Raw genomic sequence first — 22,067 nt, 5'->3', positions numbered from 1 at the left:
GTTAAAGCGAACGGCCAGCCATTAACTTGAATCATGAAGACAAAATATTTTATATTGGTTATTTTAATTAGCCATGCTGCCATACGGGTGAGGGTACAATCTTTAAAAATTGACACTACATGGATGTTTCGAAATTCTTCGGCTTTAAGAAAGCTGTGCTAACCATTCTTTAAACGAGTACAACATGCACTGGCAAATAATATAATCGTCCCTACACAGTAAACCTCAAATTCATATATCGATTTAGGCAATTTGAGTTTGATTTATTCTAACTTCTTTAAAGATTATACCTATCTTTAAGTGCCATACAGTGGCCATGCTGAAAGGGCAGTGGTTACAGCATTCCCCGAGTTGACTTGGCAGGAGGCGCGGTTGATGGCTTGGGGCGGACTACAGAGTACGAAAAAGAAATCCATAAAAGAATATGATATGCTAGATTCAGCTTTTAAAGATTCTATCCGTGTCATGGGTGACAGGAGTAAGCGTACTCCGCCACCAGGCGCTCCTCCGAGAAAAGGTCATTATTGTCCAGATACGCCGCCGATACAATCCCACCCGTAACACCCCCGCATTGATGAAAAAGCTAATATTATTCATATGTGTTCTCATGACATCGCACACAGCGTTTTCACAAGATTCTCTGAAGGTTGTCGAAAAGATTCCAGATCAAAAATGGGGCGTCTCCGCAGTATCAGTCAGTAAGTTAATCACAATCGCTATACTAGATAAAATAAAGATCTACAAGAAAGGAGTATCCGCAAATCCTGTTGAATTTGTCATAACATCAATCGCAATAAACATAGAAAAAGGAGGAAAAGTGAATGGCGTATATTTTCCCAACAATATACCCACAAAAATGGCTAAATGGTATCAAACGTTAAGTATTGCAGATGAGATTAAGAAAATTGAGCCAGCCAAATTGGCCAGGTTTGCGAATAAAACTCTTCTCTATACGGTAATTTTCACGAATGATGATTCGGAGTTCATTGTACCGCGAAGCAACTTAATGAATAACATTCCGATCATCTGGCCAGATTTTATTGTAGAGAATGAGACAGAGGTTGTTGTTTTAAAACCCCAAGTATTAACGATGGGGATTCGGCATGTTGATTATCACCACAAGTGACTTCGCGTTGATAAAGACAATGTTCGATAGACACAAGAGGACTCCGCCACCTGGAGCAGGTCCGAGAAAAGGACATTTTGCCAGGGATTTATTGGCCCAATTGAATGATATTTATTTAAAAGATAGTCATGAAAAAGATTTATTTAACACTGCTGTTTTGTTCGCCGTTTCTTCATGTTTTTTCTCAAGTTGGAGAAATTGAGCACTCTTCAAAAAGGAACGTAAAAACCGATATGTCATTGATTACCAAGTCTATAAAATGGTCTATTTACGAACACATTGATACTTGGAAATTTTCAGCTATCCCTAAGAATGCGGCCTTTATTACGTCGATCTCGATTTCAGTAGGGAGAACCGGCTTGGTTGACTCTGTTTATTTTCCGAACCATATAGAGCAAGGAATGAAAACGTTCTATTCAACCAATAGGATTGCAATAGGTATAAGGAAAATGGGAGCGGCAACGTTTTCTCAGTACAAAAGCAAGATACTGGTTGTCCCTCTGCTTTTTATGAAGTCATCTGATGATGTTATCAGTAAAGACTATGGTCTTTTAAATAGCTTTGCTACACTATGGCCAGATTTTATTATTCAAGATGGAAAAGGGATTATACTAATCCCGCCGATTTTGTTAACCACGACTGCTCCTATAGTTAATTAGATATCAAAAATTTAATAAAAGCCACTCTTTAGGGAGTGGCTTTTATGTTAATGAGTCCTAGTACCAAGTTCATCATTTCTTGATGCGGCAAATGTTTGCCTTGCTCCCATCCTTGAATTGTAGTTGTATTCACGGTTAAACGTTCGGCTAACTCTTTGATGGAAAGTCCATTCATATACCGCCATATAGACGTATTTCGTTTTTTTCATTTCGACCATTCGTAATAAAATCATTCTGTGACTATTAATTTAATACATCGAGGAATAGCGAAACCATTTATTTTGCCAATCATACTGCCAGTTTTCAACAGGGGTGTTGTAGCACTGCAAGTACCTTTACAGGTACTTTGTAGGGGAAAAGGGTACCTCTAGTGCTACAAGATACCTAGTAGCCTGCACGAAAGGCACTCCAAGCGATGTAGGTGCTATGGAAAATATTAGGAAATCAACTGCACCATTGGTTTGCCATCGTTCTCGGATTGTATGCGGCTTAAACATGGTTTAGTCGTGGTTTCTTCGTGTATGAAGTACCTTTTGTCGCACAAACTGCGACTAATCCACGAAGGAAACCCAAATGAACCCGGAATTAACCCAAAATGGAACCACTCCAAAGGCGCTATCATTTTTATAAGAAGATGCACAGCGTTGCTGCTGTAATGGCGCAATTTAAAAATCTTTCCTGCTCTTAATTCGCCCACAACAAGGGTCCACCTGGTTAAGAAGTTTGCCGGCGATCCCGAATATGATATTGCTTGATTCCGGCACTAATTACAGCAACAACAAGCCGAAAAAATTAAGCTTAAACCGAGACTTTTCATAGGAGCAAAAAACATACTTAACTTACTGTAAATCAATATATTTAATTCGAAAAAATCCGATATTTTATTTGGAAATACCAACTATTTTTCTTACATTTGCACTTGTAATAAAACGAGCTTTTGATAAGCCACAATTATACCAGCCTTTCGGGTAGAACCGAACAATTTATAGGCTCCTGGAATATACTCCGCCATCGCTGATCAGCAAAAAACAATAGGCAAGTATTCCGGTTTCAATTTTTTAATTAGTCGACTAGTTAAATGTAAACTGCAAGCTGTGATAGCAGGCAGCAATAGTTCATTGACGTATTAAAAGCCGATAAGGCTTTGAATTAAAACGCTTTAAAGGCGTGGCACACATATAGGCCATATTCTTTAAAACTTTGGAGCCAAAAAAATGTTATTAACATACCAAACTGTCAAAAAACGATTCTTATTCCATTTTCCATCTATGCGCAATCCTGTGAAAAAAGTTATTTTATCGCTCTCCCTAGTCTTCGGAATCACCTTTCTGGCTCAAGCTCAGTTTGGCGGACTCGGCAAAATATTAGTCGACAAAGGTGCTGAGCTGGCCGGCGGCAGTCTCAATAAAATTATTAAGCAACCTGCCGCCATCACCACTAATTTTAAGGATGTAGAAGTCAGCGGTAAAAAACCACCTTCTTTTCGTGATGGAGAAACTGCGCAACCACTATACCTTTTACCTAAGGCACCTGGCGGAGGCTTCAAATTATGCGCAGGCTATTATGAAATGACAAATAAGAGTTATTGTTTGCAAGCAGGCACACGTGGCCCTAGCAATGGCGATGGTTACATGCTGGCTCCTGTACTCGGACCAAAACAGGATGTTGTAATTGCCATTTTAAAAAGTGGAGAAACTCACCGCAATGTAAGTCAACACGATATTCAGGTATTGCTGTGGGCCATCATCGCCAGAACACGCTTCGCTGATTACAACACGCAAATTAAGCTCACAGCAACTACTTTGTTGACCCCAGCCCTCTTATTAAAACTAGAAGGTGGAGCACTTGGCATACTCCCCGCAAGTTTAATGGAAAAAGCTAAAGCCCAGTTGCCGCAGCCCATACAAGCTATATTTGAAGCTGAAAACAACATTCGCAGATTAGCGGCATCCGGAAGCTCCACCTATGAAGAAATAGAACGTTATGCCATGCTTGCGGGAATGATATCGGTGGTAGACAATGAGTTCCCATCCGGTACCTGGTCGCTACACCCTGACGGGTACTACATTAGATTTATTCCTGCTGGATATTCGGTTACCAAAACACAAATTTATGTGCCTCAGGAATTGGTTGACAGCAAAGCCGGATTGATTTACGATGCGCCAAACAATATTGCCTGCCCTGCCAATACTGGTGCGCAACGATTGATTCAAACCAACGAGCCGCTTAACCCTAATTATAGCTTAAAGTTAAAAACAAAGTGCTTTTAACAAAACGCATCCATAAAAAATGCCGCCCTCTTTTTGGAAGGCGGCACCGCTACTATTTGTTTATTTAAAAAAGGTCTTTAGAAAGGCAAATCATCATCTTCTCCTGGAGCATTACTTAAATCAGCAGGAGGTGCATATTGTGGTGTTGCTTCCGCTGCAGCACTAGTTAATGCATTGATACGCCATACCACAAGGCTATTGAAATAGGAAGTCTTACCAGTTTTATCAGTCCATGGGCGACCGCGAAGATTAAATGAAACTTCCACATCATCTCCTTGTTTTAAACTGTCAAACAACCCGGTTTTATCTTGTAAAGCCTCAAACCTGATAAATTCAGGATAAGTTGGGTTTTCTGCATATTCTACGATAAGATCGCGTTTCTTGAATGTTTCACTCACCTGCTGTAATGCACCAATTTCGTGCACTTTTCCTTTAATTTCCATATCAAATACTATTTTATTATACTAGGAAGTTCAAATCTCTATATTTTTATTGATAACTTCGCAAAATTACTATGCAAGTTTTCCACACAAAAAGTAAGGTGATCATCACCTGTAATAAACGTCTTTCACCTTATTTACAGGATGAAGTTTCGGCCCTGGGCTATACCATTGTTAGGGATTTCCCTACAGGTGTGGAATTGAATATCACACTTTCTGAGTGCATAAAACTCAACCTCAACCTGAGGTGTGCAAGTCAGATTCTTTACTGTATTAAAAGCTTCAAATCAGCTGATCCTGAAGAATTATACCGTGAAGTTGTAGAGATGCCATGGGAAGACCTGATCGATTTCTCGGGCTATTTCTCGGTAACTTCCAATGTAGATAATCCAACAATCACTACGCCACTTTTTGCCAATTTAAAGGTAAAGGATGCTATAGTTGACCGCATTAAGGACAAAAAAGGAATCAGACCAAACTCTGGTTCTGATGCCAATAAAGCCGTGGTACATTTGTATTGGAAAGACAATGATGCAGACATTTTCCTGGATACTTCTGGTGAAACCCTTGCCAAACACGGATACCGCAAAATACCAGGAAAAGCACCTATGCTGGAAGCCCTGGCCGCGAGTGTAGTGATGAGCAGTCAGTGGGACCGCAAGTCGCCATTCGTTAACCCCATGTGCGGTTCTGGAACACTGGCCATAGAGGCGGCTTTACTGGCGACCAACAGGAGACCAGGTTTATTTCGAATGAACTACGGTTTTATGCATATTATCGGCTACGATGAAGAAGTGTTCTTTGCAGAAAGAAGAATCCTGAAAGACCAGGTCATTAAAAATATTGACTTGCAGATTATCGCCACAGATATTTCTGAGGATGCTGTTGATGTGAGTCGCAAAAACGCTAAAACTGCAGGCGTAGATACCCTCATTACTTTTGAAGTATGCGATTTTGCTGATACTCAGGTACCGGAAGGCGGAAAAGGCGTTGTGGTGTTCAATCCTGAATATGGAGAGCGTTTAGGTGTGCATTCTAAATTGGAGTTGACCTACAAGCGTATTGGCGATTTTATGAAACAGGATTGTAAAGGCTATTCGGGTTACATCTTTACAGGTAATCCTGATCTTGCCAAAAAAATAGGACTTAAAGCCGCACGTAAGATTGAGTTTTATAATGGAAAGCTGGATTGCCGGATGTTGGAATACGAGTTGTATGACGGCACCAGAAGAGCAGATCCAAGAGATTAAATTCAAATCCCCATACTAGATTTATAGTAACTTATTTCTGCTACTCCCCCGGTTAGAAATTGGAGCAAAAAACCAAAATTTTAAATAATTCGTTTATTAAACTGAATTAGAATAATCTAGCATACATGGTTGACCAAAAGGGGAAGAAGACAAAAATAGTGGCGGAGAATATTAGGAAAATAAGAGCCTTTAGGAACTATACTCAAGATTACCTTGCAGCAAAATTAGGGATTTCGCAAAATGCTTATAGCAAAATTGAATTGGGTTATAGCAAATTAACCCTCGAAAGGACTTTTGAAATTGCTATAATTCTGGAAGTAGAAATGATCCTGATAATTTCTTTAAATCATTTGGATATTACAAAGCTTATTCCTTCTTCACACTAGATCAACGTATCTTCGCCCCATGAAGGAAATTGTTAATCTAACCATACAATTTGTAAAGACCAGGCTGGCAGATGCTGAAGCGGGACACGACTGGTTTCACATCGACAGGGTGTACAAAAATGCTTTGAAGATCAATGCTGAGGAGCAAGGCGATCTATTAATCGTTTCTCTTGCAGCATTGTTACACGACATTGCTGATAGCAAATTCAACAATGGGGACGAGGAAATAGGGCCAACAATTGCTGGTGATTTTCTATTAACCTTAGGATTGGAACAGCATCAGATACAGCATGTGCAAAATATTATCAGAAACATGAGTTTCAAAGCTTCCTTGGGTAAAGTCAATTTTGCTTCTAAAGAACTGGATATTGTACAGGATGCCGACAGATTAGATGCCATTGGTGCCATTGGGATAGCCAGGGCTTTTACTTATGGGGGTTACAAGAATAGGCTGATGTATGATCCGGAGATAAAACCTGCGATAAATCAAACTAAGGAACAATACAAGAATACGGTGGCACCAACGATCAATCACTTTTATGAAAAACTGTTGTTGCTTAAAGATTTGATGAAAACCGATAAGGCTCGCGCAATGGCCTCCCGTCGCCATGATTTCATGCTCAGTTATCTGGAGCACTTTTATGAAGAAGCCGGTCAGCCGCCCTTCCCTATTTCATAGCCTGCAGGAATATCTTTTTAGCTAATTTATTTAGTTTGTTTACTATATTTGTTAGTAAACAAAATTCAATGTCTGAGCGTCTAAGAGAAAAGTTAAATATTTTAGCGGATGCCGCTAAGTATGATGTGTCCTGCTCATCCAGTGGCGGCAAAAGAAAGAACGACAATAAGGGCTTGGGCGACAGTCACGCTTCGGGGATTTGCCATACCTATACAGAAGATGGCCGCTGTGTGTCCTTATTAAAAATCCTGCTGACAAACCATTGTATTTTTGATTGCGCTTTTTGTGTTTCCCGAAAAAGCAATGACATTGAACGCGCTGCTTTCACGGTTGAGGAAGTCGTGTCCCTAACCATGAACTTTTACAGAAGAAATTACATTGAAGGTCTATTTTTAAGCTCAGGCATCTTTAAGAATGCAGATTTTACCATGGAGCGCCTGCTCAAAGTGGTAAAGAAACTACGTTTGGAAGAGCGCTTTAATGGCTATATCCACTTAAAAACCATACCGGGTGCAAGTGAAGAACTGTTAATGGAAGCAGGGTTGTATGCAGACCGCATGAGCATTAATTTAGAAATGCCTACAGAATCAGGACTAAAGTTATTGGCACCGGAAAAAAGCCACGTTGAAGTGATTAAACCGCTTGGCTTCGTCCAAAACCAAATTGTAAAGTTCAAGGATGAAAAGAAGCTAATCAAAAGTGTCCCACAGTTTGTACCCGCAGGCCAAAGCACCCAAATGGTTATTGGTGCAACTGCAGAGACGGACAAGGAAATTATGCAAACCGCCGCAGCATTCTATAAAGACTTTTCACTGAAGCGGGTATATTACTCAGGCTATATTCCAATTAGTAACGACAATCGTCTGCCTATTCTTGGATCACAACCACCTCTAATTAGGGAGAACAGGTTATACCAGACAGATTGGCTGATGCGCTTTTATGGTTTTCATGTAAACGAATTACTGAATGATGCCAATCCGCATCTGGATATTGATATAGACCCTAAATTAAGCTGGGCGTTGAGAAATCTACATTTTTTTCCTGTGGACATAAACACGGCTGCTTATAAAATGATATTGCGCATACCTGGTATTGGGGTTACTTCTGCGCTCAAAATAGTTCAGGCAAGGAAATTTGGTAAGCTACGCATTGATCAGCTTAAAAAAATAGGTGTTGCCTATAACCGGGCAAAGTATTTTATAAGCTGTGCAGATACGCCATACCAGCTTAAAGATTACCAGAATACACAGATCAAATCCTTTATCCTGGCAGATAGCCAGAGTAAATATATTAAAACCGACACCAGGCAACTGGGTTTATTCTAATGTCTGTAGCCGAAATCTATCTAATAGACGGAAGCCTGGAAGGACTGCTTTGTGCGGTCTTTGAATGGTTTGAAAGAAAGCCTGGCAAAGTAATCTTACAATTAGATAAACAATGCCAGCCTGATGCCTTTGTGCAGCCTCTGAGGATTTACAATGACCCGGTTAAAGCCGATAGGGTTTGGAAAGGCCTCCATCAAAAATTGGATGGCAGCTGGACGCGCAGATTTTACTGCGCCTTTCTCTCAGAACTTCCCGAAGCATTTACCCACCTCTTTGAGTTTAGCTGTTACCTATTCCTACAGGGTAAGGGTGCGGAGACAAATTTTGGCAATGAACATGTATTGGCCATTTCACAACTTGCCAAAAAAGTAGAACGTGAAAAACACAGGATGGAAGCATTTATTAGGTTTAGAGAGTCGGCCGACGGCCTATTCTATTGCGGCATTGACCCGGACTTTAATGTAATTCCTTTGATTATGATGCACTTTAAAAACAGGTATGCGGATCAAAAATGGATCATTTACGACATAAAAAGACATTATGGTATTTACTATGATCTTGAAAAAATGGAAGAGGTTTACTTAGATCAGGAGGCGATAAAGAAGTTTACTAAGCCCACAACTGAAGAATTGCCAGAAAAGGAAAGTCAATTTGCTGCACTGTGGTTTGATTATTTTAAAAGCACCAACATTGTAGCAAGAAAAAATACTAAACTGCATGTGCGGTATGTACCAAAAAGATACTGGAAATATCTTACTGAAAAACAGGGTAAATAGCAATTAATCCCGTATTTTGCTGTCATGAAATTAAGTGTACTGGTACTCATCACTTCTCTGGCTGTTGCCCTCTCTATTGGCCTGGTAAATTTTTACTTCCAGCAGAGCTGGTATTATATGCTGATCTCCTTTGGCGTTTCCTTTTTTACGTGTTTCATTGTATTTTATTACCTGTTGGAAAAATATATCTATTCTAAGATCGTATTAATCTACAAGATGATCCACAACCTTAAGCTGGGCAAGGATTTAAAAGATGCATTAGGAGAATATGTGAGTGCGGACCCGATAAATGATGTGGAGCAGGAAGTAAAAGAATGGGCGGGAGCCAAGAAACGTGAAATAGAGCTTTTAAAGAAACAGGAGCAATTCAGGAGAGAGTTCTTATCCAATGTTTCGCACGAATTTAAAACTCCACTATTTGCCATTCAAGGTTATATAGAAACCCTGCAGGACTGCCTTACTGATGATCCGGAAACCGCAGCCAGGTTTTTGAAAAAAGCAGCCAATAATGTTGACCGGCTGAGCTACCTAATTAACGATCTTGATTCTATTTCTAAACTGGAAACCGGGGAGATTCCTATTAATTACCAAAAATTCGATTTCGTTACGCTGACGAAGGAAGTAATGGAGGGTTTGGAAGATAATGCCAAAAACAAAGGCATCAAACTATCCTTCAAAGAAAAATACACTTCTCCTGCTATGGTAAATGCAGATCGTGAAAAGATTCGACAGGTAATGATTAATCTGGTACAGAATTCTTTGAAATACGGAAAGACAAACGGTTCTACAGCAATCAAGATATTTGAACTGCATGACCAATACCTAATAGAGGTAACTGACGATGGGATTGGCATTAATGAAAAACATTTACCAAGACTTTTTGAACGTTTTTACCGCATAGATACGCACCGGTCCAGAGAAGAAGGAGGAACGGGATTAGGTCTTGCTATTGTAAAGCATATATTGGAGGCGCACCAACAGATTATTTCGGTAAGAAGTACGCTGCAAATCGGGACAACCTTTGCTTTCACGCTGCAAAAGAGCACTTAAACATATTAAGAAAATTCAAAAAAATTAACACTTAACATTAAGTTAACATTGTACTCATACTTTTGCATGATATTATATTTAACAAGATGAACAGTATTTTCAGTTTCTTCACTCCCAAGGATAAAAAATTCCAACCGTTATTCGAACAGGCAGGTAGTAACGTTTTAAAGATCTCAGAGGCTTTACTTTCGGCTTTAACAACCACTGAGTTTGAAAAAAGAAAAGAACATATTAAGGAAATTGAGCGTCTGGAGCATGTAGGTGATGACATTACGCATTCTATTTTTTTAGAGTTGAGCAAGAATTTCATTACGCCGTTTGATAGGGAAGACATCCATGCACTAGCTAGTGCTGTTGATGACATTGCTGATTATATACACGCATCTGCCACTAACATTGAATTGTATAACATCACCACTATCAACGATGCCATGATTAAACTGGCAGAATTGCTGGTAGAAATGTGCATTGACCTTGAAAAAGCGATCAAAGAACTGAGAAGCTTTAAAAATATCAGGGTAATCGCTGATGCTTGTGTACGGATCAACAGTGGTGAAAACCAAGCTGATTATGTATGTAACTTGGCTATAGCACGCTTATTTGAGTTTGAAACCAATGCCATTGAATTGATCAAGCAAAAAGAAGTACTTCAAACGCTTGAAATGGCTACAGACAAATGTGAAGATGCAGCAAATGTGCTGGAATCTATTTTGGTTAAGAACGCTTAAACATTAAAAAAACATGGTAACTACCTTACTGGTTGTTGTAATCGTTCTCGCAATTGCCTTTGATTATATCAATGGTTTTCATGATGCTGCGAATTCAATTGCTACAATTGTTTCTACAAAAGTGCTTTCTCCTTTTCAGGCCGTACTTTGGGCCGCACTTTTTAATTTTGCTGCATACTTTTATTTTACGGATCATAAAGTTGCAAACACGATTGCCAAAACCGTAGTTGAAAATTACATTACGCTTGAAGTGATTTTAGCAGGTTTAATTGCCGCAATTATGTGGAATTTATTTACCTGGTGGTTTGGTATACCTTCCAGTTCTTCGCATACGCTGATTGGAGGTTTTGCAGGTGCGGGTATGGCCAAAGCAGCTTCTTTAGGCGCAAATGTAATGTCGGCCATTAACCTGGCCCCAATTCTGAAAGTGGTAGCATTTATTGTGCTTGCTCCTGTAATTGGTATGGCAATCTCTGTGATCATCTCCATTATTATTCTACACATATCAAAGAATGCTAGACCTTCGGTCGCCGAAAAATGGTTTAAGCGCTTACAACTGGTCTCTTCTGCAGCATTGAGCTTTACCCACGGTGGTAACGATGCACAGAAGGTTATGGGTATCATTTATGTGGCTATGGTTGCTTCTAATGTATTACATAGTGGCGATGCAATGCCCGAATGGATACCAATCTCTTGTTATGCTGCAATTGCATTGGGCACCATGAGTGGTGGATGGAAGATTGTTAAAACTATGGGATCAAAGATTACCAAAGTAAATGCTTTTGAAGGTGTTGCTGCAGAATCGGCAGGTGCAGTTACCCTAGGTATTACAGAGCATTTTGGTATTCCAGTTTCTACTACACATACCATTACAGGTTCCATTGTAGGTGTAGGCCTCCTTAAAAGAGTGTCTGCTGTAAGATGGGGCGTTACGGTAAGTCTTTTATGGGCCTGGGTATTGACCATCCCTGTATCTGCTGTACTTGCCTGCCTCGTATATGCAATTATTCATCTTTTCTTTTAGAAATTAACAGTAAAGAAATTTGGTTTGGAGTTTGGCTTACCGGGGCTCCATTTAGGCCCTTCTGCAATTAGCCGGGTGGCCTCATCATCATATTTCTTAGCAATCCCTTTAACAATTTTAATCTTTGTAGGCGTACCGTCTTCCTTAACCGAGAAAGACAGTTGTACCGCTTTGCCCAATCTCGGCTCTTCCTTAAACTTGTTGTTGCTGGCGATGTACATAAACAGGTGGTCCCAGCCATCTTTAGGGTGACTACTAACTGTATCTAAGCCCCTTATATTTATGCTTCCTCTTTGTCCAGGTGCACCGGTATTGTTTTGGATATTTAATCCTGCAACCTTTCCCTGCAGCAACTGCTCAACATGTCCTACAGGAACATCCTGCACTTCTTTACCACTAACAATGTAGCTGGATCCGGTAGCATTTTCTTTGTTTCTTTTCACATATCCCCTGATCACCACTTGATCTTTAAGATCATTCTTGGTTTCGCGAAGCATTACATTTCTAACATCACCACTGGCTGCAAGGATAAAACTATCATAAGAAATATAGCTAAAGACCAGATCTTTTCCAACTATGGCGCTGTCTTTTTTGATCTCGTACTCACCCAATTTGTTCGTGGTCGTTAAAACTTTCAAGTTGCCATTTGCATCCTTGGCTGAAACATATGCACCTACCATCGGTTCTTTGGTAACAGAATCAATTACTATCCCTCTTAGAAAAGCCGAAGTATCAGTCATGCTACGGGACACCATTTTCGAAGCAGAGATTTTATTGAGCCTTCCATTAACTGGAGCAGAAAAAGCAATAGCAGAAGGCGAGATATCGGCAGTCGCTTCAGCAGCCGTAACAACTGCACCCGGTGTTGACTCAGCCTGTATTCTTGCTTTTCTGACGCTTCTGTTTACGGCTAGATCCTGACTGCCGGCAATTATTGCAGAGTCAATTGGTGAAGCATCTGGAGCAGTGGCTTTTGGTGCCAATACCACTTCCACTTGCTTATTTTTATTCTGTAGTTGCTGGTAATTGCTCTGCTTCATCCAAAAGACAACCCCTGCGGTAATGAACATCACTGCAGCAGCAGATCCGATACTAAGTCGCTGCCAGGTAATAACCGATTGTTTTTTGGTGTTTTGTTGCTGTGCTATCCTTTCTTGTAACTGGCGTTGCAATATGGATATGGATTCCAGCGAGCGTCGCGGAGAATTGCTAAGCCCTGCAAGTGCTTCTGCCACGAAAGGATCTTCCAACGCCTCTCGTTCCACCCTATTCATGGTTTTGGCATCAAGCTTACCATCAAGGTAATCTTCTAAAACCGCTATATCTAACCAATCGTTATTCACCACTATTCTTCTCTATACAAATCTTCAAGTTCCTTTTCCCATTTTGGATGTAGCTCTTTACTTTGAGCATATCATACCCGGTCATGTCGGCTACCTCTTTGTAGCACTTTTCCTGCAAATAGAAGAGATCAACCGTAACCCGTTGCTCTTCAGGCAGCTTTTCCATGCACCCCTCCATCACAGAAAGCTTACGCTCCTTTGTATCATCCATATCAAGATGCACAAAATTCGTGTTTTCCACAAAAGTTTCTTCCAATGAGACTGTTTCATTTTTTGATTGCTTGCGAATGGCCATAAGGCAATGGTTGCGGGTAAGTACATGCAACCAACTCTTAAAGTTCTGCACCTCATGAACCTTTAGCTTTACAATCAGCTCCTCAAAAATCTGCATCACAGCATCCTTGCTCTGCTCCTCATTTTTCAGGTAGTTGATGCATACCCCAAAAACCAAGTGCATGTATTTGTTGTACAACTGGCCCAATACATCCAGACTGCCACTTAATTTGTAGCTGCTGATCAGTTCTGCATCGTCCTGTTCCTGTATGCGCGAATTGTTCTTTATGAATTTCAAAGTTTTGAGCGGATATCGAGTCCAAGTATAAAAATATTTTCTGACACTCTTATGGAAATTAAGCAAAGTCTACATCCTGTAAGCAAATATAACTTTTATGAAAAATCTAAATCTATCGCTATTCATCTTCCTACTGATCACCGGCTTCAAAGTATCAGCCCAGGAAAGAACCATCACAGGAAGGGTTACAGACAAAAAAACAGGATCCGCTATGGTGGGCACATACGTATCTGTGGTTGAAAAGGGCGCGCCGCTAAAAGTAAAGGTCACCGTGGATGCAAAAGGAAATTATCAAATCTCTATTAACCCTTCTATTACAGAACTGGTATTCTCTTATATCTCTTACAATACGGTAATTGTTAAGATTGCCAAACAAAAGGTGATAAATGTGCAAATGGAAGAGACAAAAAATGCATTAAAAGATGAGGTTGTGGTCAGAGGATATGTGAAAAGGACAAAAGAAAGTGGTAACGGATCCAGCTACATGGTTAGCGGCAAAGAAGTTCAGAATGTTCCTGTCGGAAATGTGGAGCAGTTGTTACAAGGAGTAAGTACTGGTAAATTGAAAATTCAGAACAACACTGGTGCGCCTGGCATGCGCGGATCGGTTAATATAAGAGGGCTAGAAAACGGAGAAAGCTATGCGGTCACCAACGAGAATAAATTTAAGAATGCACTGGACAACCCACTGTCGACTTTCTCTATCGATGTGGATGCCGCAGCTTATAGTAACCTGAGAAGATTTATAAATAACGGTACCCTACCGCCGGCTGATGCAGTGCGTATTGAGGAGATGGTCAACTATTTTGACTACGAGTATGAGCAACCCAAAGGACAGGACCCAATTCATATCAGCACAGAAATTGCTGACGCTCCATGGAATACAAACCACAAGCTGGTAAAGATTGGACTGCAGGGCAGGAAAGTGCCGACGGATAAGCTTCCTGCATCCAATCTTGTATTTCTGATAGACGTATCTGGCTCGATGAACGATTACAACAAACTGCCGTTACTGGTCTCTTCTTTGAAAATGCTAACCGACCAGCTTAGGGAGAACGACCATGTAGCTATTGTTGTTTACGCAGGAAGTGCGGGCTTGGTATTACCATCCACCCCTGGGAATGAACGGGTAAAGATAAAAGAAGCGCTGAATGAACTGAGGGCAGGTGGTTCTACTGCTGGTGGGCAAGGTATTGAACTGGCTTATAAAATAGCGGGTGATCACTTTATAAACGGCGGCAATAACCGCGTGATCTTGGCTACAGATGGCGATTTTAATGTGGGTTCATCAAGCGATGGTGAGATGGAGAAACTGATAGAACAGAAAAGGAAGAGTGGTGTATTTTTAACGGTACTGGGCTATGGAATGGGTAACCTGAAGGATAGTAAAATGGAAAAGTTAGCCGACAAAGGAAATGGGAATTACGCTTATATAGACAACATTAGTGAAGCGAGAAAAGTGCTGATAAATGAATTTGGGGGTACGCTCTTTACCATAGCAAAGGACGTAAAACTGCAGGTTGAATTTAACCCCGCTAAAGTACAATCATACCGACTGATAGGTTACGAGAACAGGATGCTGAAAGCGCGCGATTTTAATGACGACCAGAAAGATGCCGGTGAACTTGGTGCCGGGCATACCGTAACTGCACTATACGAGGTGATCCCTGTTGGTGTGAAAAGCAATTTTTCTAGTAGTGTGGATGAACTAAAATACCAGAAGGAGCCGGCTAGACCTGTAATACTGAAGGGAAATGGCATGGAATTGATGACGGTTAAACTGAGATACAAGCAACCAGATGGTAACGTGAGCAAGTTAATTTCTGAACCAGTGCTTGATAATAAGTTGGCTTTTGATAAGACCTCTGACAATTTCAGGTTCAGTGCAGCTGTAGTGGAATTCGGTATGCTATTGAAACAGTCAGATTATAAGCAAAATGCAAGTTACGCGCATTTAATAAGTATCGCAGAAAAAGCAAAAGGCAAAGATAGCGAAGGTTATCGATCGGAATTTATCAAATTAGCGAAGTCTGCAAAGTTATTGGCCAAAGATTTGCTTAGTACTGAGCAGACAAATAAACTCAATGAGAAGAATTAGCTTTTTTTTAGCCATTATCATAATACTACCAAGCCTGAGCAGCTGTGACGTACAAAGTCAGGCGCAATTGGGAAACATCCTTAAACAGTTACCCATTGGCAATCCAACAACCACGGAGATGGGATTGGGAATAAAGCAGGCATTAGAGATCGGCACCGCCAATGGTGCCGATCAACTTTCTGCAAAAGATGGCTTTTTGGGAAACCTTGCTGTAAAAATCCTGTTTCCTCCAGAAGCACAAAAAGTAGAGAAAACACTAAGAAGCATAGGACTTTCTTCGCTTGCTGACAATGTGATCCTGACCATTAACCGCGCAGCGGAAGATGCCGCTAAAGAGGCGAAGCCTATATTTATATCTGCTATTAAACAGATGACCATTGCTGATGCGACCAATATCCTGCTAGGAAATAAAGATGCGGCAACTACTTATTTTAAAAGGGTAACCACTTCACAGCTGATGGAAAAATTTAGACCGGTTATAGCAAACAGTTTAGGTAAAGTAGGCGCTACCAAATACTGGGGTGATGCGGCTAATGCCTACAACAGGATTCCGTTGGTTAATCCGATTTCAACAGATCTATCCTCCTATGTTGCACAAAAAGCAATAGACGGTATGTTTTTGCAGGTAGCACAGGAAGAGTTAAAAATAAGGGACAACATTGGCTCCAGAAGTTCTATACTGCTCCAAAAAGTGTTCGGATATGCAGATAAGTATAAAGCGAAATAAAAAGGTTACTTTTATAGCATAAAACTAACAATAAAAGTACATTGGATTTTAAAGATTTTAATTTTAACCCCGACCTTTACGAGGGGTTACTGGCAATGGGATTTCGCAACGCCACACCCATACAACAACAGGCTATCCCACTTATTTTAAATAAACAAGACCTGATTGCCTGCGCGCAAACAGGAACAGGAAAGACGGGAGCTTATCTTTTGCCGATCATGAATATGATTAGTGAAACTCCCGAAAGACATAACAACACCCTGATATTGGCCCCTACAAGGGAGCTTGCACAGCAGATAGACTTGCAGGTAGAAGCTTTATCTTATTTTACCAACATTAGCTCCTTAACGGTTTATGGTGGCGGCGACGGTATCGCCTATGAGCAACAAAAACGCTCGATGCGTGAAGGGGTGGATATTATTATTGCTACTCCCGGCAGATTGATTTCGCACCTTTCTTCTGGATTGCTAAAACTGGATCAGCTGAAACACCTGGTTCTTGATGAAGCGGACAGAATGCTGGACATGGGTTTCTACGATGACATTATGAAAATTGTAGGGTATTTACCACAGGTTCGTCAAACTGTATTGTTCTCCGCAACGATGCCTCCTAAAATTAGAAAGCTGGCGTCCACACTTTTAAAAGATCCGCAGCAAATAAATATTGCCTTGTCTAAACCCGCTGAAGGAATTAATCAGCAGATTTATATGGCGCATGACGACCAAAAAGTCCCGTTGCTTACGCAGATTCTTAAATCAGGCGACTATAAAAGTATCATCGTTTTTGCCTCAACGAAAGAAAAGGTTAAAAACCTGGGCAAAGTATTTAGAAATCTGGGCTTAAAAGCCGAGGCTTTCCACTCGGATCTTACACAGAAAGAAAGAGAAGCGGCATTGCTAAAATTCAAGAATAAAGCACTCCCTATTCTGATTGGTACAGATGTACTAAGCAGAGGGATTGATGTGGAAGGAATTGATTTGGTGGTTAATTATGATGTGCCGCATGATGCAGAAGACTACGTACACCGCATAGGCAGAACAGCAAGAGCCTCTACAAAAGGAACGGCCATTACGCTGGTAAACCAAAAAGACAAAAGAAAACTGGAAAGTATAGAAAAGCTGATTGAAAAGAAAATAGATCGCATACCGATGCCAGAGAATCTTGGCGCCGCGCCTGTGGAAACAGCTTCTACATCAACTACAGGCAAGCCAAAGCCTACCGGTGCAGTAAAGAAAAAATTCTGGAATAAAAAACCTAAAACCGCTGGCGGTACTCCAAAGACAGAATAAATATTCTGTATATTTACTTTCATGCAAAATTTGCCCCCATTAGCTGAACGGATGCGTCCACAAAGTCTGGATGAGTATGTTGGGCAAAAACACATTGTTGGTCCGGATGCAGTGTTGCGTAAAGCCATTCAAAGCGGGCAACTTCCATCAATGATTTTCTGGGGCCCACCGGGTGTAGGCAAGACTACGCTTGCCTATATTATTTCTCAAACACTGGATCGCCCATTCTTTAACTTAAGTGCCATCAACTCCGGGGTTAAAGACATCCGTGAGGTGATTGATAAAGCGGCACAATTAAAGGACAGTTTCTTGGGATTACCCATCCTATTTATAGATGAGATACACCGTTTCAGCAAATCTCAGCAGGACAGCCTATTGGGTGCTGTAGAGCGCGGACTGTTAACACTGATAGGCGCGACTACTGAAAATCCCTCTTTTGAAGTGATCTCGGCTTTGCTTTCGCGCTCGCAAGTATATATTCTAAAATCGCTAAGCGAAGAAGAACTTTCAGGTTTATTACAAACTGCTATTAAACAAGATGTGATCCTGAAGCAAAAGAAGATCACAATCAAGGAGCATGAGGCCCTAATCCGTTTATCTGGCGGAGATGCGCGCAAACTATTGAATGTATTAGAAATTGCAATAAATGGTATTGGTGGCGATGAGGTAGTGCTAACCAATGAGAATGTATTGGCCCATGCCCAACAAAATCTGGCCATGTACGATAAAGCTGGAGAACAACATTATGACATCATTTCTGCATTTATAAAATCTATCCGCGGTAGCGATCCAAATGCTGCTGTATATTGGCTTGCACGCATGATTGCCGGTGGTGAAGATCCGTTATTTATTGCAAGGAGACTTGTCATTCTATCATCTGAAGATATTGGAAATGCGAACCCCAATGCGTTGCTAATGGCAAACAACTGCTTTTCTGCAGTTAATGTGATCGGTTTCCCTGAAGCCCGAATAATTCTTTCGCAATGCGTAACTTACCTGGCCAGCTCTGTTAAAAGTAATGCTGCTTATGAGGCTATTAATGCTGCACAGGCTTTGGTGGCAAAAACGGGCGACCTTCCTGTACCCTTACACATCAGGAATGCACCCACCAAATTAATGAAGAACATTGGTTACGGCAAAGATTACCAATACAGCCACGGCTATGAAGGCAATTTTTCTGCGCAGGAGTATTTACCGGATGAATTGAGTGGCACAAAACTATATGACCCAGGAAAGAACCCTGCGGAGGATAAGCTGAGGGAAAAGCTAAGAAAAAACTGGAAAGAGAAATACAATTACTGAGGTAACAATACGGGCAGAAATAAATCATATTTTTACATTGAAGAATAACTACGAAACTATATGCTAAGCACCTTTTTAAGCCATCAGTGGAAATCATTTTGGCGGTCGAGAAATAAAAATGGCAGCATCGCTGCACAACTTGTTCTAGGCTTTTTTATGCTCTACTTTTTAGGAATTGCAATTTCAATAGGGCTTTTCATGTCTCAATTTTTGGAGCAAATGTTTCCGGGTCAAAACTCGCTACATAGCTTTAACGGACTGATCCTTTATTATTTTGCATTGGATTTTGTAATGCGCTTTCAGCTACAGGAATTACCTACGCTGAGTATTGTCCCTTACCTCCATTTAAAGGTAACCAAAAATCAGATCATTAAATTTCTGAACGTCAAAGCGTTATTCTCCGCCTTTAACCTCTGGCCATTCTTTATCTTTTTTCCTTTTTGTTTTATAAAGATTCTTCCGGCCTATGGAGGATTTGCAACACTGATGTTCACTGTATCTATCCTCTCACTCGCCTTTTTTAACAATTATCTGGTACTGTACTTAAAAAGAAAATCTGTTTCAAACGCGTTATACACTGCAGCAGGATTGGGAGTTATTGCTGGCTTTGCCGCAATGGAGTACTACAAGATCATCTCCATCATGGCAGGTTCTGATTTTATATTTCAGGGCATTGCAAAATACCCATATCTGGGCTTCGGATTTACCTTAGCTGGCGTGCTGATCTTCTTTGTGAATACTAGCTACCTGCGCAGGAACCTATACACTGAAGAGTTAAGTACCGCCCAGGAAAAAAAGGTAAGTACTGACTATGCCTTTCTAAATAGGTTTGGTAAAGTCGGCGAATTGGCTGCATTGGAACTGAAATTGATCTTGAGACACAAAAGACCCCGATCGGCAGTTATTATGGGTTTCTTTTTCTTGTTCTACGGCTTTATATTTTATAAGGAAAAACCCATCGCCAGTGATTCATTTGGAACAATGATGTTTGGAGCCATATTTATGACCGGGATTTCCATCATTATATACGGACAGTTTATGTTTGCCTGGCAAAGCGCACACTTTGACGGACTGCTTGTTAACAAGATTAATTTTAAGGATTACATAAAAGCCAAATTTTTACTGTTTACCATTTCGTGTACGGTAATTACACTGCTGGCTAGCTTTTATGGGTTTTTGAGTCCGAAATTATTGCTGCTCCACTTGGCGGCTTACCTGTACAACATCGGTTTTGGAACTGTTGTGGTATTGTACCTGGCAACCCTGAATTATAAGAGACTGGACATAACCAAAAGCACCACCTTTAACTACCAGGGAAGCGGTGCCACGCAATGGTTGCTGATGTTTCCGTATGCATTGACGCCACTATTAATTTACCTTCCTTTTGGCATCATGAATAAACCATACATCGGGCTAATCGCGGTTTCACTATTTGGGCTGATCATGCTATTGATGCGCGGATTTTGGGTAAATTATATTACAGAAAAATTTGAAAAACAACGTTATAAAATAGCTGAAGGCTTTAGGGAATAATTATGATTTTAGAAATTAAGAATTTAAGGAAGGTTTATGGCGACAAAACTGTTGTAAACATACCAGATTTACAGATTAGAGAAGGCGAAACTGTTGGACTAGTTGGAAACAATGGAGCAGGAAAAACAACCTTTTTCAGAATGCTGCTGGATTTGATCAGACCAACTGAAGGCGAAGTGATCTCTAAAAATGAAAACGTAATGAGTAGTGATAACTGGAAGAATTACACCGCTTCTTACCTGGATGAAGGCTTCCTGATCGACTATCTTACACCTGAAGAGTACTTTGTATTTATCGGCAGCTTAAGCAACTTGAGTGTTGCGGATGTGACGGCCTATTTAGAAAAATATAAAGAATTCTTTAACGGGGAGATCTTGAACAGCGGGAAATATATTCGTGATTTCAGTAAGGGTAATCAAAACAAAATTGGAATTGCAGCGGCATTGATGCAAAGTCCTGAATTATTGGTATTGGATGAGCCTTTTGCTAATCTGGATCCAACGACACAGATCAGGCTAAAAACAATATTGAAATCTTTGAAAAGTGAAAGGAAGATGACAACGTTTATATCCAGTCATGACCTGAACCACATTACCGATGTTTGCGACAGAATTGTACTGGTAGAAAAAGGCATAATAATTAAAGATTTCCATACCGATGAAAATTCGCTAAAGGAGCTGGAAGAATATTTTTCTGAATAAAGTCAAAAACTGGCATTACGTTTGAGTTACCGACATTGAAAATAAACTTTAATATTATGATGACTTCAAAATTTAAAATAGCAACTTTTAGTATCGCGTTATCTATGAGCGCAATGGCATTTCAAGGATGTGATAGTTTAACAAAAACACAAAAGGGTGCAGGAATTGGTGCCGCAGCAGGTGGTATAATTGGTGCTATTATAGGTAAGAAAGCTGGTAATACAGCAGTTGGGGCAGTTATTGGTGCTGCTGTAGGTGGTACCGCCGGCGGTTTTATTGGAAAGCGGATGGATAAACAAGCAGCTGAAATCCAAACGGCTATACCAAATGCAGAAGTAATTCGTGAAGGCGAAGGTATTATTGTGAAATTTGATAGTGGTATCCTATTTGGATTTGATAAGGCAAACTTAACTGCACAGGCTAAAACCAATGTAAAATCACTAGCCAGCTCATTAAATCAGTACCCAGGTACCGACATTAGAGTAATTGGCCATACCGATAACAAAGGCACAGAATCATATAACATGAACCTTTCTGAAAAACGTGCAGCAGCTGTAAAAGCTTATGCGGTTTCTCAGGGTGTTCCGTCATCACGTTTAGTAACAATTGGCAAAGGATTTTCTGAACCAATTGCTGACAATGCAACAGAAGAAGGAAGAGCTGCAAACCGTAGGGTTGAGGTGGTTATTGTTGCAAATGAATCTTTGAAAAAAGAAGCGCAAGCACAAGGAAAATAAAATCTGGCTTTGAAAATAGAAGCCTGGCAGAATCGGTCTGCCAGGCTTTTTTA

23 protein-coding genes are annotated in these 22,067 nt (G+C 40.5%); 18 read left to right on the top strand and 5 right to left on the bottom strand.

All coding sequences use genetic code 11. The features are described from left to right. Window positions 1-607: 607 nt before the first annotated feature. Together ACVWYN_RS02910 and ACVWYN_RS02905 are read left to right on the top strand one after the other, a co-directional pair. The gene (locus ACVWYN_RS02910) at window positions 608-1,126 is read left to right on the top strand and encodes a hypothetical protein (protein WP_457287320.1); all 519 of its coding nucleotides are present in this window, start codon (window positions 608-610) and stop codon (window positions 1,124-1,126) included. A gap of 128 nt (window positions 1,127-1,254) precedes the next feature. Then, complete coding sequence (locus tag ACVWYN_RS02905; protein ID WP_457287319.1) at window positions 1,255-1,785, top strand: hypothetical protein; 531 nt, start codon at window positions 1,255-1,257, stop codon at window positions 1,783-1,785. A gap of 28 nt (window positions 1,786-1,813) precedes the next feature. Here ACVWYN_RS02905 and ACVWYN_RS02900 read toward each other — a convergent pair whose 3' ends face one another. Next, window positions 1,814-1,960 carry a helix-turn-helix domain-containing protein gene (locus ACVWYN_RS02900; protein WP_457287318.1) on the bottom strand — a complete coding sequence of 49 codons (147 nt, stop codon included), beginning with the start codon at window positions 1,958-1,960 and terminating at the stop codon, window positions 1,814-1,816. A 261-nt stretch (window positions 1,961-2,221) separates the two neighbouring features. Beyond that, the gene (locus tag ACVWYN_RS02895) at window positions 2,222-2,407 is read right to left on the bottom strand and encodes a hypothetical protein (protein ID WP_457287317.1); all 186 of its coding nucleotides are present in this window, start codon (window positions 2,405-2,407) and stop codon (window positions 2,222-2,224) included. 592 nt (window positions 2,408-2,999) lie between these two features. Here ACVWYN_RS02895 and ACVWYN_RS02890 point away from each other — a divergent pair. Then, complete coding sequence (locus ACVWYN_RS02890; RefSeq protein ID WP_457287316.1) at window positions 3,000-4,055, top strand: hypothetical protein; 1,056 nt, start codon at window positions 3,000-3,002, stop codon at window positions 4,053-4,055. 77 nt (window positions 4,056-4,132) lie between these two features. Here the strand turns inward: ACVWYN_RS02890 and ACVWYN_RS02885 are convergent, their stop codons facing one another. Next, on the bottom strand, window positions 4,133-4,498 hold the full coding sequence (locus ACVWYN_RS02885; RefSeq protein ID WP_457287315.1) for a DUF3127 domain-containing protein: 366 nt from the start codon (window positions 4,496-4,498) through the stop codon (window positions 4,133-4,135). A 71-nt stretch (window positions 4,499-4,569) separates the two neighbouring features. Between ACVWYN_RS02885 and ACVWYN_RS02880 the strand changes: the two genes are divergently transcribed. The 8 genes from ACVWYN_RS02880 (at window position 4,570) to ACVWYN_RS02845 (ending at window position 11,713) form a co-directional block, all read left to right on the top strand. After that, window positions 4,570-5,745 carry a THUMP domain-containing class I SAM-dependent RNA methyltransferase gene (locus ACVWYN_RS02880; RefSeq protein WP_457287314.1) on the top strand — a complete coding sequence of 392 codons (1,176 nt, stop codon included), beginning with the start codon at window positions 4,570-4,572 and terminating at the stop codon, window positions 5,743-5,745. Window positions 5,746-5,870: 125 nt separating this feature from the next. Then, the gene (locus ACVWYN_RS02875) at window positions 5,871-6,131 is read left to right on the top strand and encodes a helix-turn-helix domain-containing protein (RefSeq protein ID WP_457287313.1); all 261 of its coding nucleotides are present in this window, start codon (window positions 5,871-5,873) and stop codon (window positions 6,129-6,131) included. Between the two features lie 19 nt (window positions 6,132-6,150). Further along, window positions 6,151-6,810, top strand: coding sequence for an HD domain-containing protein (locus ACVWYN_RS02870; RefSeq protein ID WP_457287312.1), 660 nt, complete (start codon window positions 6,151-6,153; stop codon window positions 6,808-6,810). A gap of 68 nt (window positions 6,811-6,878) precedes the next feature. Then, entirely contained in the window at window positions 6,879-8,135 is a 1,257-nt protein-coding gene (locus tag ACVWYN_RS02865) for a putative DNA modification/repair radical SAM protein (RefSeq protein WP_457287311.1), read from the top strand. Further along, on the top strand, window positions 8,135-8,911 hold the full coding sequence (locus ACVWYN_RS02860; protein WP_457287310.1) for a TIGR03915 family putative DNA repair protein: 777 nt from the start codon (window positions 8,135-8,137) through the stop codon (window positions 8,909-8,911). The genes ACVWYN_RS02865 and ACVWYN_RS02860 overlap by 1 nt, the downstream gene beginning before the upstream one ends. A 24-nt stretch (window positions 8,912-8,935) precedes the next feature. Further along, window positions 8,936-9,961 (top strand): sensor histidine kinase, encoded by a 1,026-nt coding sequence (locus ACVWYN_RS02855; protein WP_457287309.1) that lies wholly within the window; start codon window positions 8,936-8,938, stop codon window positions 9,959-9,961. Between the two features lie 86 nt (window positions 9,962-10,047). After that, window positions 10,048-10,689, top strand: a complete 642-nt coding sequence (locus ACVWYN_RS02850) for a DUF47 domain-containing protein (protein ID WP_457287308.1) — start codon at window positions 10,048-10,050, stop codon at window positions 10,687-10,689. Between the two features lie 13 nt (window positions 10,690-10,702). Further along, a complete protein-coding gene (locus tag ACVWYN_RS02845) occupies window positions 10,703-11,713 on the top strand; it encodes an anion permease (RefSeq protein WP_457287307.1) in 1,011 nt (336 codons plus the stop codon). Here the strand turns inward: ACVWYN_RS02845 and ACVWYN_RS02840 are convergent. Together ACVWYN_RS02840 and ACVWYN_RS02835 are read right to left on the bottom strand one after the other, a co-directional pair. After that, a complete protein-coding gene (locus tag ACVWYN_RS02840) occupies window positions 11,710-13,059 on the bottom strand; it encodes a TonB-dependent receptor plug domain-containing protein (protein WP_457287306.1) in 1,350 nt (449 codons plus the stop codon). The genes ACVWYN_RS02845 and ACVWYN_RS02840 overlap by 4 nt on opposite strands. Then, window positions 13,049-13,627: an RNA polymerase sigma factor gene (locus ACVWYN_RS02835; protein ID WP_457287305.1), complete on the bottom strand. Its 579-nt coding sequence runs from the start codon at window positions 13,625-13,627 to the stop codon at window positions 13,049-13,051. The genes ACVWYN_RS02840 and ACVWYN_RS02835 overlap by 11 nt, the downstream gene beginning before the upstream one ends. 97 nt (window positions 13,628-13,724) lie before the next feature. On the opposite strand from ACVWYN_RS02835, the gene ACVWYN_RS02830 reads away from it, so the two are divergent. From ACVWYN_RS02830 to ACVWYN_RS02800, 7 genes are read left to right on the top strand one after another with little or no spacing between them, the layout of a single operon-like run. Continuing rightward, window positions 13,725-15,725 carry a YfbK domain-containing protein gene (locus ACVWYN_RS02830; RefSeq protein ID WP_457287304.1) on the top strand — a complete coding sequence of 667 codons (2,001 nt, stop codon included), beginning with the start codon at window positions 13,725-13,727 and terminating at the stop codon, window positions 15,723-15,725. Next, window positions 15,712-16,452, top strand: coding sequence for a DUF4197 domain-containing protein (locus ACVWYN_RS02825; RefSeq protein ID WP_457287303.1), 741 nt, complete (start codon window positions 15,712-15,714; stop codon window positions 16,450-16,452). The genes ACVWYN_RS02830 and ACVWYN_RS02825 overlap by 14 nt, the downstream gene beginning before the upstream one ends. A gap of 41 nt (window positions 16,453-16,493) precedes the next feature. Then, complete coding sequence (locus ACVWYN_RS02820) at window positions 16,494-17,741, top strand: DEAD/DEAH box helicase (protein WP_457287302.1); 1,248 nt, start codon at window positions 16,494-16,496, stop codon at window positions 17,739-17,741. A 21-nt stretch (window positions 17,742-17,762) separates the two neighbouring features. Next, on the top strand, window positions 17,763-19,043 hold the full coding sequence (locus ACVWYN_RS02815) for a replication-associated recombination protein A (protein ID WP_457287301.1): 1,281 nt from the start codon (window positions 17,763-17,765) through the stop codon (window positions 19,041-19,043). Between the two features lie 60 nt (window positions 19,044-19,103). After that, entirely contained in the window at window positions 19,104-20,576 is a 1,473-nt protein-coding gene (locus ACVWYN_RS02810; RefSeq protein WP_457287300.1) for a DUF5687 family protein, read from the top strand. Window positions 20,577-20,578: 2 nt separating this feature from the next. Further along, complete coding sequence (locus ACVWYN_RS02805) at window positions 20,579-21,277, top strand: ABC transporter ATP-binding protein (protein WP_457287299.1); 699 nt, start codon at window positions 20,579-20,581, stop codon at window positions 21,275-21,277. A 56-nt stretch (window positions 21,278-21,333) separates the two neighbouring features. Next, window positions 21,334-22,014: an OmpA family protein gene (locus ACVWYN_RS02800; protein WP_457287298.1), complete on the top strand. Its 681-nt coding sequence runs from the start codon at window positions 21,334-21,336 to the stop codon at window positions 22,012-22,014. Window positions 22,015-22,067: the final 53 nt, after the last annotated feature.

Source organism: Pedobacter sp. UYP24, from assembly GCF_054057295.1.
The sequence above is the reverse complement of the archived record's forward strand: the minus strand, read 5'-3'. Positions and strand labels throughout refer to the sequence as shown.